12 protein-coding genes and 2 pseudogenes are annotated in these 13,038 nt (G+C 49.8%); 1 reads left to right on the forward strand and 13 read right to left on the reverse strand.

The window, feature by feature from the left end; genetic code table 11:
* Positions 1-57: 57 nt before the first annotated feature.
* The gene (locus P4S53_RS08635) at positions 58-282 is read right to left on the reverse strand and encodes a hypothetical protein (RefSeq protein ID WP_337112361.1); all 225 of its coding nucleotides are present in this window, start codon (positions 280-282) and stop codon (positions 58-60) included.
* 92 nt (positions 283-374) lie between these two features.
* Here P4S53_RS08635 and P4S53_RS08640 point away from each other — a divergent pair, with 92 nt between their 5' ends.
* On the forward strand, positions 375-1,253 hold the full coding sequence (locus P4S53_RS08640; RefSeq protein WP_337112362.1) for a LysR family transcriptional regulator: 879 nt from the start codon (positions 375-377) through the stop codon (positions 1,251-1,253).
* A 129-nt stretch (positions 1,254-1,382) separates the two neighbouring features.
* Here P4S53_RS08640 and P4S53_RS08645 read toward each other — a convergent pair whose 3' ends face one another.
* From P4S53_RS08645 to P4S53_RS08700, 12 genes and pseudogenes are all read right to left on the reverse strand, one after another.
* A complete protein-coding gene (locus P4S53_RS08645) occupies positions 1,383-1,802 on the reverse strand; it encodes a hypothetical protein (protein ID WP_337112363.1) in 420 nt (139 codons plus the stop codon).
* Positions 1,803-1,980: 178 nt separating this feature from the next.
* Positions 1,981-3,344 (reverse strand): annotated as a pseudogene (locus P4S53_RS08650) (TrkH family potassium uptake protein).
* Between the two features lies 1 nt (position 3,345).
* A pseudogene (locus P4S53_RS08655) lies at positions 3,346-3,998 on the reverse strand (potassium channel family protein).
* A gap of 85 nt (positions 3,999-4,083) precedes the next feature.
* A complete protein-coding gene (locus tag P4S53_RS08660; RefSeq protein ID WP_337112364.1) occupies positions 4,084-4,782 on the reverse strand; it encodes a response regulator transcription factor in 699 nt (232 codons plus the stop codon).
* Positions 4,779-5,828 carry a sensor histidine kinase gene (locus P4S53_RS08665; protein WP_337112365.1) on the reverse strand — a complete coding sequence of 350 codons (1,050 nt, stop codon included), beginning with the start codon at positions 5,826-5,828 and terminating at the stop codon, positions 4,779-4,781. The genes P4S53_RS08660 and P4S53_RS08665 overlap by 4 nt, the downstream gene beginning before the upstream one ends.
* Positions 5,829-6,451: 623 nt before the next feature.
* Positions 6,452-7,045, reverse strand: a complete 594-nt coding sequence (locus tag P4S53_RS08670) for a nucleotidyltransferase family protein (protein ID WP_337112366.1) — start codon at positions 7,043-7,045, stop codon at positions 6,452-6,454.
* 3 nt (positions 7,046-7,048) lie between these two features.
* A complete protein-coding gene (locus P4S53_RS08675; RefSeq protein WP_337112367.1) occupies positions 7,049-8,086 on the reverse strand; it encodes an XdhC family protein in 1,038 nt (345 codons plus the stop codon).
* A gap of 136 nt (positions 8,087-8,222) precedes the next feature.
* The gene (locus tag P4S53_RS08680; protein ID WP_337112368.1) at positions 8,223-9,179 is read right to left on the reverse strand and encodes a c-type cytochrome; all 957 of its coding nucleotides are present in this window, start codon (positions 9,177-9,179) and stop codon (positions 8,223-8,225) included.
* Positions 9,180-9,283: 104 nt separating this feature from the next.
* Positions 9,284-9,445: a hypothetical protein gene (locus P4S53_RS08685; RefSeq protein ID WP_337112369.1), complete on the reverse strand. Its 162-nt coding sequence runs from the start codon at positions 9,443-9,445 to the stop codon at positions 9,284-9,286.
* Positions 9,445-9,975 carry a (2Fe-2S)-binding protein gene (locus P4S53_RS08690; RefSeq protein WP_337112371.1) on the reverse strand — a complete coding sequence of 177 codons (531 nt, stop codon included), beginning with the start codon at positions 9,973-9,975 and terminating at the stop codon, positions 9,445-9,447. The genes P4S53_RS08685 and P4S53_RS08690 overlap by 1 nt, the downstream gene beginning before the upstream one ends.
* Positions 9,972-11,192: a molybdopterin cofactor-binding domain-containing protein gene (locus tag P4S53_RS08695; RefSeq protein WP_337112372.1), complete on the reverse strand. Its 1,221-nt coding sequence runs from the start codon at positions 11,190-11,192 to the stop codon at positions 9,972-9,974. Before P4S53_RS08695 ends, P4S53_RS08690 begins: the two co-directional genes overlap by 4 nt.
* Positions 11,123-12,805, reverse strand: coding sequence for a xanthine dehydrogenase family protein molybdopterin-binding subunit (locus P4S53_RS08700; RefSeq protein WP_337112373.1), 1,683 nt, complete (start codon positions 12,803-12,805; stop codon positions 11,123-11,125). The genes P4S53_RS08695 and P4S53_RS08700 overlap by 70 nt, the downstream gene beginning before the upstream one ends.
* Positions 12,806-13,038 lie beyond the last annotated feature (233 nt).

A 13,038-nucleotide genomic window follows, 5' to 3' on the forward strand; every position in this document is an offset into this window, starting at 1 on the left:
AGCGATTAACCACAACTTCGGCCCTATTTTTATGGATTCAGGCATACATCCAAAAATCTAACAGACCAATACCTTTTTCTGCTGAAATGCGATGGAAACATCATTCCATTCATAACGATTTTGGTAACACGCTCTAGCATTCTCTGCGTTGTTTGCCTCAATTAATACAGGTGCTAATACAAATCCCTGCCTGAATAAACTCAAGATGATATCCGATGCACTTTCCGTATGAAGTGCTTCAAAAACCAGCACGTCTTCTTTCACCAGCACACAATATTTCATTTAAACCCCATTCATCAATGTCGATATCAGAATTATCGCCATTTATGCTATAGTGCATAGTGATTTTATTTTTATGGCGATAACGTAAAGTTATGAAGGTTAATCCGAAATATTTACACTCGATTGAAATCCTTGCCAGCGTGAAGAACTTCAGGGTTGCATCACAGATACTTTGTATTTCACAACCCGCACTGTCAAAGCAGATCAAAAACTTTGAAGATGCCTATGAAATCGAAATCTTTGTCAGAGACAGCCAGGGTGTCACCCTGTCAGATGCTGGAAAGCTCATGATTGACGAAATTACTGCGTTAAATCGGCATATCAAGAAAACAGATGAATTAATATCCAGCATCTCGCAGAATAACCTGACACCTTTATCGATTGGTTTTGGTAAATCAAGTAATGATTTCCTGCCGGTTTTTATTCGTGAGTTCCAGAAAAAACAAAGTAACATTTCTATTTCCCTGTCAGATATATGCTCACAGGATCAAGAGGAGCAATTACTTTCAGGTTCTTTAGATATTGGATTCATGAGAAAACCGTCCTCTCAGTCACTCTGCAGCATTCCTGTTTCAAGTGATGCGTTTGTTTTAGCTGTGTCAAAAAACCAATATAACAATGACAATGTTGATTTCTATTTACAGACATATAACTTATTGATGATGAGTAATCACAGTAAATCTCAGATCAATGTCAATACTATGTCTTTATTAAAAAACAGAACATACAATATCACCAATATTTCAGCCGATTTGCAAACCATAATTACACTAATTTCATCCAATACGGGTGTGGCAATCTTGCCGAAAAAAGCCATTCTCGGCTTTTATGACGCCATACAATTAATCCCGTTTCCAGAAGAGACAAGCTGGGATATTCATATGGTTTGGAGTCCAAACCGGCTCTCCCGATCGGTCGCGCTTTTCATAGAGCATGTCAAAGATCAGATTGCCAGTCCTGTTCCGGATTAATACCAGAATCACAATGCCATCGCCTGTTTGACACTCACGCTATGTGCAGTGATTCCCGTCAGCCGGGGGAACATTCGTGGAAAGATTGCTTCCCGACTTACGCGCCCCCATCGTCAGCCTGACCATTATCTAAGAGGATGTCCGCTTTTGTACCTCTGTGAGCATCAAGGTCAATTCGTCCACTGAGCCGACCGGATAGGACACCATCTCTTCAGCAGGGATAGTCTGACCGGTTTGTTCTGAAACAAATCTGGCAAGCTGTTCTGGCTGGATCTGCCCATCGGCTGACCTGAGCCTGTTGAGATCTGCTTCACTTAAAGTCTTGGCCGTGCCCGGTAAGTAAATGGTGCCGTAATACAGATCCACCCCGAAAGCGATCAAACCGGGCACAATAAACAGGAGCAAGCCCGCCGCATTCAAAACGGCAATAGCCGGATCCACCTGACCGCCCCGCTGACCTTTTCGCTCCGGGTGTAACAACACACCACACCCTGACAGCTGTATCGTTAATACCGCCGTCAAACACATCCCTAATGCCTGCTGCTTCATTTGGCCTCCCTACCCCACTTAGTCCGAAAAATGTGTTGTCACTTTTTGATGATGACTACGTCTAATTATGGCGATAAATGAGCCACTTGCAGAAAATGTTGGGAATATTTGCCCATCAACGCCTGACCGATGTGCTGGCCGGAGTGCGTTGACTGCTTCCCGACCAGCACAGTCCACACTAACCAATCGCCAGTTTAGTCTCGGGGTAGCGGATTTTTTCTTTCTGGGGCTGGCTAAAAAATACGCCAGCGTGAGCGGCCCTAACCGGCCCATGAACATCATAAAGATAATGATGAATTCTCCCGCGGCGGAAAGATTGCCGGTGAGCCCCCTCGACAGACCGACCGTTCCCAGCGCAGACACGGCTTCGAAGACGATATCCAGCATGGGCGCGTTTTCACTCAGTAACAGGGCAAAAATGGCCAGCCAGGTCACGCCGGCAGAGATCAAGGTCAGTGCCAGCGCCTTGCTGATGGTTTCTTTAGTGATCTCACGTTTAAACACATCCACCGCTTCATCGCGCCGTAAATAGGCGTATGTCGCTAGAATAAGCACGATAAAAGTCACCACTTTAATCCCGCTTGCGGTACTCAGAGAGCCGCCACCAATGAACATCAGCACTAACATCATTGAAGTGGTCGCATCTTCTAACTGATCAATGGCCAGGGTATTGAAGCCCGCCGTGCGCGGCGTCACCGCCTGAAACCAGGACGCCAGCCACTTGCCGGATTCACTCAAAGGGGCCAGCGTATCCGGGTTGTCGTACTCAATCAGATAAATAGCGATTAATGCCACCAGATTGATGATGACCGTGCCTGAGATCATCATCCGGCTGTATACCGTCAGGCGTGACCAGCAGCGATTGCGCCTGAGATCCATCCAGACCGAAAAGCCCAGACCGCCAATCATAAACAGGCCGGTAATCGTGATATTCACAACAGGGTCATCCACATAAGGCATTAAACTGTCGGCACTTAGCGCAAATCCGGCATTGTTAAAGGCGCTGATGGTATAGAAAAAGCCGTGAAAGAGGCTCGTCTGCCAGCCCAGTTCTTCCCGCCAGTACAGGGTGAGCACAGTAATCCCTATCAGCTCGACGACCAGCGCAAACCCCAGCACCGATTTCGCCGTAGAGGCCAGTGTGGATGAATCGGTCTGGTTAAAGGCTTCCCGTGCGACCGTGCGTTCTAAAAAGCCGATTTTCCCCCCCAGCGCAATCAGGGTCACAACGGCAAAAGTCATTAAACCCAGCCCGCCGCACTGAATCAGCAGGGCAATCACGGTTTGACCAAATGGTGTAAACACAGTGCCGGTATCAACCACCACCAGCCCGGTCACCGTCACCGCCGATGTTGCCGTAAACAGGCTTTGTACCCAGCTGATGGGCTCGTGAGTCGCAAACGGCAGTTTTAGCAGCCCGGCCCCCATCAGGATTAACAGCAAAAAGCTGGCGCTGAGGATGAAAGGCGGTGCGCCCAGCAGTTTTTTACCAGCTTTGGGGCGGCGCTCTATGGGAGAGACGGAAGGATGCCACAACACCATGCTACACCAACCTTGGCGCGATATACTTCAGCTCCGCCCGGGTGCCGCAAAGTAAAAGTACATCGTGTTCTTGAAGAGAAAATCCGCCTGAATACCGGTGAACACTTCCTGCTCCCGCTTCACCAACACAGCCTGCACACTGCCGCGCGCATCCCCCAGTACCCGGGAAACCGGCACATCATGCAGCGCAGGTTTCACATGGATTTCCACCACATATAACCCGTGCCCGATCGCCAGGTAGTTATTGACCATCGGATAATTGAGCGACTGGGCAACGCGGATCCCCATCTCTTCTTCCGGGTGAATAATGCGCTGTACACCCAGTTTCGACACTATGGTGTGATGCGCTTTGGTACTCGCTTTGACCCAGATTTCCTTCACCCCGAGGTTCTTCAGTGCCAGCGTACACAGCAGGCTCGATTGCATGTCTTCGCCAATCGCCACCAGCACAGCTTCGCTGTTCGCCAGATCCAGCTCCTTTAACGCGCTTTCATCGGTTGAGTCGCAAATCACGGCTTGCGTGAGATCTTCAACATACTTCTCGACAATTTTCGGATCTCTGTCGACCCCTGTCACTGTATGCCCGAGGTGGATCAATTCCAGGCTGGCGGACACGCCAAAGCGCCCTAAGCCAATGACTGTAAAATGTGCCATACAATACCTTCGTTATTTTTTCCAAAAATGAGGGAGTGATCTCGCCAGCCCCGCAAAGCATGCGAAATGGCTGATATGTGTTGGATTAACCGCTATCCGATGGCCCGAGAACCAAACGATAACCGAGCCCGGATTCGGTTTTAATCAACTGTTGCTCATCTGCGCTGTCCCTGAGTTTTTTACGCAGCTGGCTGACCAGAATACGCAGATAATGTGTGTCATCACGATGGGTCGCTCCCCAGATCACATCGAGCAAAGACGACTGTTTCACCAATTTTCCCGGCTGCTGAATCAGCTGCTCAATGAAAGCAAACTCTTTCTTTGTTAACGGTATTTCATTGTCGTCCAGCCAGAATTGATGCGTACTTTTCAGGATTTTCAGCCTGCCGCAGTGCATTTCATCCCCAGTTGCCGGATCATCAACCAAATCTCTGACCAGCACCTTGATGCGCACGATCAGCTCCTTGATGCCAAAGGGTTTGCTCAGATAATCGTTCGCACCGGCTTCGAGTAAGCGGATCTTTTCTTCTTCCTGATCGCGGGCTGTCAGAATCAGGACCGGGGTTTTATGCGACTGACGAAGACGGGCCAGAAACGCCGCGCCATCGCCATCCGGCAGGCCGAGATCCAGAACGACCACATGGGGAGCATGCGCTTCAAAACACGCTGTCGCCGACTGAACAGTCTCAGCTCCCAGATAGTCAAATCCCTCAGCGGCAAGGGAGATGCGGATAAAGGTGTGAATCTGTGGCTCATCATCCACCACTAAAATTTTATAGCTCATGATTTTTCACCTTGAGGGCCGCTTGGGGTCTGATCGTTCGGTAAACAGATTCGGATCAGGCAGCCTTCCGACACAGGCACAGACTCAATGTGGCCCTGATGCGCGCTAATAATGCCTTTTGCGACCGCTAAACCTATGCCTGAGCCTGAATCTGCCGTTTTCTTGCCTGCGCTGGAATAAAAGAGATCGAAGATCCGCGCCGCTTCATCGCGCTGAATGCCGACGCCTCTGTCTTGTATATCAATCCCGATAACAGCCGGTTCCTGAAAGAGTGTGACAACCACAGGCTGGTGCGCAGGTGAAAAACGTAACGCATTATCCAGTACATTGAACAAAGCTTGCTCGATGAGCACACCGCTCACCGAAAGGCGGGATACCTGGCCGTGTACCTGCACCCTGCCTCTGCTTTGGACATCGGGTAATCGCAAAACCGCCTGATGCACGAGATCAGCCAGAGACTCGTCATTTCGGGTGATTTTCAGCGCACCATGCTGCAGCTTCGTTGCTTGCAGAAGGTTCTCGATATACTGGTGTAAGCGATGGCTTTCTGCGGTCGCGCTGTTCAGCAACTCTCTTTTTTCACCCTCGCTGAGTTTGGGCAGATATTCGTTGAGCGTGGTGAGTGTGCCAATAATCGTCGCCAGTGGCGTGCGAAGATCATGGGATACCGAGAGCAAAATACTGTTGCGCAGTTTGGCTTGTTTTAATTCATCCTGCTGGCGGCGATAATGCTCTGCAAGCTGGCTGGTTGTCAGTGCCACAATCATAAAAACAGCCAGATTAATGATGTCTTCCGCATGGAACATCTGCAGTGAATAACGGGGCGTGGTAAACAAGAAGTTGAAGCTCAGCGCTTCAATGACCGCGAAACCGTAAGCAAAACGCGCCGTACATTGTAACGCCACCACCACAACGGCAAGTTGTAAAATCAGCAAAACCGCTATCGTAGAGCCAAGCGCCTGATCAACCAGCCACGAGGCCGAGAGCGCACTCGCCAACGCCATGAAAGAAAACAGAAAATGGCTGTATCGCCAATCAGTAAACATAGTCGGATTCAGAGAACAATCAGTACGGACACTCTAGCAAATGGCCCCTGAGAGTTCGCGTAAAAAAAGCGTAAAAAGGCAGGAGATAAAGAATACTACTGCGACAGTTAGGAATCCGTGGGGATGGGGGTCTGTCTGGGTCACAAAATGAAATACAAACGCGATCTTAATATGCAAAAACACCGCACGAGCCAAATAAACCACACGAACTTTCTTGGTGGTATTGGCCGCACTCGCTCAAGCAGAGATTAAAACGCTGACGGACGCCATGCGCGTTAGAACGATGTCATCGATTTAAAATAATAATAAAAAGGGGGAAGACTTAAAGTAAGCGACTAAACAGAAAAAACCGGACTCCCCTAAAACACTCAGGATTCATAATGCGTGCGGTTCACAACAGTCCGTTATTCTGAAGCACAAGATCACTCAGAAAATCGGCAACAAACCTTACTCTTCTGGCGTGTGCCAGAGCTGAATGCATCGCCAGCCAAATCGGCTCACTTGGCAGAATTAGTGAACCTAAAGGTAAGGGACCGGCTTTAGATGGGTGGCCAGTTCGATAAGGCGTGGTCGCTGATCCGGCGTATTTTCAATGCGCGCCTTTGCATCAATGTGACAGAGACTTAACGTTGCAGGCGATGTCGCCAGCCAACGAATGCTTCCTGTGTATCAATGTCATCGGCGGCATGAGGCAATGGAATTTCATGTACCGGGAAAATATCACTGCGCAACAAGTGGCGGGCACCGTGTTCTCCTTCACATTGGGTTAACCGGGAAAAGCAACGGGCAGGAAAGAGTGCGGGCACCCCTCGCCGGTCGTTATATCTTGCACAGACAATGTGTTCAGGTGCCGCAAATGCCGCTATGCGTTTGAAGTCTTGACTGCTCAGCGCGACCTGATCGGCGAGGGTGATCATAATTGCGTCAAAATCAGAGGCTAACATTTGGGTTCCGTGTGCAATCGAACGGCCTAACCCTTGCGACCACCGGGAGCAGTATAACAAAGGTACCTGAGCCAGAAGCCCCTGCTTTTGCGCATGCGCAATTTCGTTATGCCACCGGCCAGTGACGACAAACACCGGCCCTGCCTGACTGTCCAGTGCCATCTCAACGGCATACGACAACAGACTGTGTCTGGCATCCCGCTGGCTCAGCAGTTTGCAGCCTCCGAAGCGCTTTCCCTCTCCGGCAGCCATGATCATTACAGCGATCTGCATCTCTTAATTTCCATGCCGTCTCATCTCACCTGCTGTTGATATCCCGCTTAGCGACCGGGCAGTGGTACGAGTAATTGCAGCCTGGCACTCGGCGAGAATCGACAACGCGATCGTTTCAGGCAGTTCAGCTCCCAGATCCAGCCCGGCGGGTCCTGAGAGCGGTACCGGCAACTTGCCGGTATCGATCCCCGACAGTTCAATCACGCATTCACGGCGGTTCACCGGCCCCAAAAGTGCCATATACTTGAGCTCAACCCCGGCCAGAGCCGCCAGTGCCTCTGCATCCAGCGTTGCATTGTGGCTCATCAATACTGCCGCCGACACATGATGTGTCAGACAATAATCACTGAGTTTGCAGGCTTTTCCGCTCAGCCGCTGAGCCAGATGCGGAAAATATTCCCTGCGGCCATTCGCGGGCCTGGGATCCCACAAACTGACACGCCATCCGAGATGATATGCCAGCTGAGCAACCGGTCTGGCATCAATACCGCCGCCGACTATCAGCAAATGCAGAGGGGCTTCAACCGGGGTGCACAACCACAGACCGTCGTCCTGTTCAAGAAGCTGAGCGCGTAAGCTATGATGATCACCGTGCACCGGCTCTGCCATAAAACGTGCAGCAATGTCTTTATTGGAGATTTTTTGAAAATAATAGCCTTTGCGATGGCATTGCAGTGCATCGACAATCTGCAGAAGGCCGAGGTATTGATTACTGGCTGCCAACGGCTGCAAAAGAATATGGACAGTTCCGCCACAACCGATGCCAAGTTGAAACGCGACATCATCTTCATCGCTGCCGTCGTACGTCAGTGTCACTGCTCGCTGACTGACAATTGCTTTACGAGCGTGCAAATGAATATCTGATTCGAGGCAGCCACCACTCAGCATGCCCAATTGGTGCCCTGCATCACTGAACAGCATCATGGCCCCGGATTTACGGTAAGCCGGCCCTTCCGTTTGATATACGGTACCCAGAACCCAGTTTGCTACATCTTTCAGATCACGCCATTGGGTCAGCAAAGACAACAAGTGATGAGACATGTTTGCTCCCAAAAGTATTTAAACACGGTACATTGAAATCAAACGCCTTCCCTTCTGAAATCTGCTCAAACAAGCGCCACATCAACCAAAAGGATAAGACCGCCTGGGCATGGCTCAGCGTTTCAACAGACTCAGATCAGTGGGTTGCCTGTTTCTGATTGTCCTCGACTTCTTTACGTAAAGCGCCCATCTGCGCCACTGTGTAACGGACCGGCGACTCAGTAAAAGCGGCCTTGAGGTAGTTCACCAGCTCTGTCAGCTCGGCATCACTGAGTTTGTTGCCAAAAGCCGGCATATCATCAAACGACACTAAGGTCGAGTAATGCTGGGGCTGAATACCGTACAGCGTCGCCACTAACAAGTTGACACTATTGTCATGGGCCAGAGAGCCATTGCCCGCCAGGCCCGGAGCAAAGTTGGGCTTACCTTCTCCTGCAATACCGTGACAGCCGGCACAGTAGCCCAGGTAAAGCTGGTAGCCTGCACCTTGGTTAGCCTCACTATTGACGGTCAGGGCCGTGCCTGCCACGTCTTTATCGCTGTCGAGCAAATACACTGCTGCCGCTTGTAAGTCCTGCGCATCAAACTTACTCAGGCTGTGATAAATTGCAGTGTACATTTCTCCCACCACTGTCCCTTTGCGTGAGTAACCCGTGCTCAGCAGATCCTTCACATCCCGGGTGCTCCAGCCTTGTGCAATCAAGCTTTTTGAGGTGATATCCGGTGCCCATACATTGCCTATCATGGCCCCCTGATAATGCTTGTCTTCTTCCATCGCAAAGGTTATATCCCGGGGAGTATGGCATTCCCCGCAATGCCCAAAGCTGTTAAGGATATAGTTCCCCCGGTTCCAGTCTTCGCTTTTGCTGTTATCCATCACATATTTTTGCGGACTGAAATTGAAAAAATTCCATGCTTTCAAACCCATACGGATATTCGCCGGAAACATCACATCATTATCAGGATTGGGCTGCGTTGAGGGCTTGATGTCCATGAAGTACGCGTACAGCGCTTGCATGTCTTCATGGGTGATCTTATCGAAAGAGGTATAGGGCATGGCCGGGTATAAGTTCCCTTTCGGAGCAACACCCAAGCGCACAGCCTTGTCGAACTGTTCAAAGCTGTAGTCGCCAATGCCATGCTGTTTGTCTGAGGTGATATTGGTTGAATAAATGGTGCCAAACGGGGTTTTAAATGCTAATCCGCCCGCGTACGGTTCTCCCCCTCCGCGGTATGGCAGGCATAACAGTCTGCCATCTCGGCTAAGTATTTGCCTTGTTTGACAAGCCCGGTATCCGCATCGGCCATGGCCAGCTGGCTGATAACCAATAGCAGAGCAAGAGTGACCAATTTCTGCATTATACCGTCGCTCCTTCAGTCGCTAAGATCAGCTCTTTGACTGCTTTGTAGTACTTCACATAGCCAGTACAGCGGCAAATATGATCTTTGAGTTCAGCTTCAATGACCTGCTGAACCTGATCTTTGGGAATCGGATTACGTTTCAATTTTTCAATTAAAGCCACGGTTTTATTGGTAAAGCCGGATGTACACCAGCCACACTGGAAGGAAAAATTCGTCACAAAAGCTTCTTGCACCGGGTGCAGTGCAATAATTTCACCGGCTTGGTTGGTGGTAGCGTGGCCTTCAATCGTACGCAGCTTTTTGCCATGAAAGACCACGGCGTTCGTGATGCAGGTTCTCACTGTGTCACTGGTACCATCTTCGTTATCCACGATGATGGTACATGCCTGACATACCCCCTGGCCGCAGCCGAATTTGGTGCCGGTTAAGTTTAAGAACTCATGCAGAAAGTCGGTCATTTTCACTTCAGGATCAACGTCCAACGGACCGTACAACTTATTGTTGATGGTTACACTGATCATACTCATGACTTCATTGCCTCGACAATATCTTGTGCCCTGACTGGGGTACGGTAAAAGCGGATATTGGTGGCCTGATAAATCGCTTCTATCAATGCAGGCACCACAGGGATCATGACCACTTCCGCAATTCCTTTGGCAGGATCTGACTCAGATAACGGCGGCAGCATGGTGTGTGTGAGGTTCCACACACCATTATGTTTTGCCAGCGGCACCTGATAGCGATTCAGGTTCCACGTACCATTGCCGGCACCGTTTTCATCACTTGGCAGGTATTCATATAGCGCATGACCCACCCCCATCGTCAGGCCGCCTTCTATTTGGCCTTCAACGAGCGGCTCAACCAACACGGTCCCCGGCTCCAACCAAGTGTGGGTCGATAAGATTTCCACCTTACCCGACGCTTTCTCTACCGAGATTTCAGCTAAGGTGGCGCAGGGTGCGTAATAAGTCACCATGGCATTGTTCAGCTGAGTGCTGGGATAATCGACATTCTTGCGTTCAATAACCTGATATCCAAAGCGGTTCGTCGCCACATTACGGGCGCCAATGCCACGTTTGACGGCGATCGCATCTAAGGGATAGCGTTTGGTAACACCATTGACTTCAAACTCGGCCGTTGCCCAAGCCCAGCGGTTAAAAGCATGGGTCATCACAGCAGTTATCCCGCCATCTAGATGTGCTTTTTTTGCCAGTGTGGCTAAATCTATGGGCGGGTAACCTTTTATCGTCAGGCCATCTTTGCTCCAGTGAGCCTCAGAAATATCGACAAAATCAGGGGTGGCTAATTCACCGTTAAAATAGCGGGTCTTCCAGATCTCGACCGCCGCTGGAAACAGAGCGTGTTCAAACAGGATGCGCGCTGCATTCTCTGTGGTTTGGGCCTGATAAAAGCTCGACATACTGGCCGCTGTTGACATAGATACGACAGGCGTCCAGCGCGGATTCTTAGCCATTTCCTCCTGGCGTTCCTGCGAAGTGATATACGGGTTATCGGTGGCGAACAGTTCCATGGCATCAAATTCTTCCGTGACTGCCATTTGCACTTCATCAGCGGCGGCCCCTAAATATTTAGACACCAGGGCGCCTTGCGATGTGTCGATGCCTGTGCCCATTTCCACGGAACAGGTCTTCACGATGATCTTACCCTCCGGGGTCAGCTCGACACTTGAAGACGGTGCTGCTGCACCCGTACCATAATCTTTAGAGACGATGCCAAACCCCACGCCATAGAGCTTCCCAGGATGCTCCGCTTCAAACGTTTTTTCGCCGATTGTCGATTCACCCAGATGGGGTGCTTCTCAGCCAGCTCCAGCATCTCGACATAACGCATATCACCATTGGGCCGTGCGCCCTGCGTATTCCTCTCTCCCGGCCGGAGGGCGTTGATTTTACGCAGTGCTATCGGATCGATATTCAGCTCGGCGGCGGCTTCATTAAACATCATTTCCATTGCAGACATCGACTGTAATGTGCCGTAGCCACGCATTGATCCCGCGTGAGGCGTTTGTGACGGGTAACATACCGCGGCGATATCATTACGTGGAATGTAATAGATTCCCTGAAGCGCGCTGGCGCCAACCATAGTCACTGATGGCGAGAAGTTGATTCGGCCACCGCCGTCTACTTCCATATCTGAAACCAATCCAGCAATTTTCTTGGTCTTTTTATCAAAGGCAAGCTGGTTCACCATCTTGAATGGGTGGCGTTTCAGGCCGTACTGAAACTGCTCGAACCTGTCATTTGCAAGACGTACCGGAGCTTTCGCAAAGAGCGTAGCCAGGATGCCATAATAAGGAAAATGGGTGTGGTCCTTCGAGCCGAAACCGCCACCGATGTAAGGCGTATGCACCACTACGTTTTTAATATCACTGGCCAGTGAACTCTTGGCGATGGCTTTGCCAGCTTCGTAGTAAAAATGTTGCGCTGACTGGCTTGAGATCACTATGTGCATGGTTTTAGACGCCTTGTCATACCAGCCATTGAAAGATTCTGGCTCGAATGCCATCGGTTCAATCGACTGGGTATGATAAGTACGATTCAGAACAAACCACTCATCGTGGTCAGCCATATCATTTTGTAACTGCTGCGCATAGAACATGCCGCGCTTACCGTTATCATCCGGGCTGTTTTCCGCATCCGGCCATACGGGTCTGTGTTCTGCATAATCTGGAAAAAACAAGCCGTCTTGTAATGCGCTGTAACGATCCCTTTGCCCCGACGGGCCTTGCTCACGAACGATACGCCAGGAAGCATAGGGATCTCTTGAAGCGGCTACCAGAGGTGTTTGTTCGCCATATTGCACCACATCTTTATTGAACTGAATGCGGCTTTTTGCCTTATTGAAGGCGTCAAATGAATCAAATAAAAGTACGGCAATTTCATGACCGAGATAATCTGGTGTACGGCCCTTTTCGAGCAACATGTTCCCACCAAACTCTTCAATTAAATCAATGTGATGCGATTTAAGATCGTCAGCGGTAATGACTTTGTAAGGCTGCATACCAGCCGGCAGGAATGAGAGATCAAATCCCTGATAAATACGGTTGGCGACCGAGGCGCGTATGATCAGGGCATGATGCTGCTCATCGGGCCAGCCCGGCATATCGACGGCACGAAAATCCCGGCTATAAATTTTTTTCCCGGTGACTTTTTCGATGGCATCGAAACGAAAATGTGTTTTATTGTCTTGTTTCCAGTTCGCGCGGAATTTTTCTATCTGGTTGTTTTCCGAGGCATGGACACTGCTTAGCAACATTGGAGCACTATAAATGGTAACGCCACCAATCACGCATTGTTTAATGAACCTACGCCTAGAACTATTGTGTGGTATGGACATGCCCACTCCCCCTCAGAAGCCCAGATTTATATTTTAAGCCCATTTGTAGACATCTACCCAATTAACAAATGAGAACTTGTTAATCCATTACCGCTCACAAATGCAACAACACGCTTATCAAATACTAATGCAAGGAGATTCAATCATAGGGAACGACTCTGCTTATTAGCCTGGTTTACTGCCCGGAGTGAAAACGTGATATTGTGTGTCTCTTATATAGTCTTCTAGTTTTC

Origin of the sequence: Photobacterium sp. Hal280, assembly GCF_037162255.1 — a bacterium.
Classification (GTDB): Bacteria; Pseudomonadota; Gammaproteobacteria; order Enterobacterales; family Vibrionaceae; genus Photobacterium.

Excerpts from the sequence above, each read along its gene's own strand:
- P4S53_RS08635 (WP_337112361.1), bottom strand. The coding sequence starts at position 282 with ATGAAATATTGTGTGCTGGTGAAAGAAGACGTGCTGGTTTTTGAAGCA.
- P4S53_RS08640 (WP_337112362.1), top strand. The coding sequence starts at position 375 with ATGAAGGTTAATCCGAAATATTTACACTCGATTGAAATCCTTGCCAGC.
- P4S53_RS08645 (WP_337112363.1), bottom strand. The coding sequence starts at position 1,802 with ATGAAGCAGCAGGCATTAGGGATGTGTTTGACGGCGGTATTAACGATA.
- P4S53_RS08660 (WP_337112364.1), bottom strand. The coding sequence starts at position 4,782 with ATGAGCTATAAAATTTTAGTGGTGGATGATGAGCCACAGATTCACACC.
- P4S53_RS08665 (WP_337112365.1), bottom strand. The coding sequence starts at position 5,828 with ATGTTTACTGATTGGCGATACAGCCATTTTCTGTTTTCTTTCATGGCG.
- P4S53_RS08670 (WP_337112366.1), bottom strand. The coding sequence starts at position 7,045 with ATGCAGATCGCTGTAATGATCATGGCTGCCGGAGAGGGAAAGCGCTTC.
- P4S53_RS08675 (WP_337112367.1), bottom strand. The coding sequence starts at position 8,086 with ATGTCTCATCACTTGTTGTCTTTGCTGACCCAATGGCGTGATCTGAAA.
- P4S53_RS08685 (WP_337112369.1), bottom strand. The coding sequence starts at position 9,445 with ATGCAGAAATTGGTCACTCTTGCTCTGCTATTGGTTATCAGCCAGCTG.
- P4S53_RS08690 (WP_337112371.1), bottom strand. The coding sequence starts at position 9,975 with ATGAGTATGATCAGTGTAACCATCAACAATAAGTTGTACGGTCCGTTG.
- P4S53_RS08700 (WP_337112373.1), bottom strand. The coding sequence starts at position 12,805 with ATGTCCATACCACACAATAGTTCTAGGCGTAGGTTCATTAAACAATGC.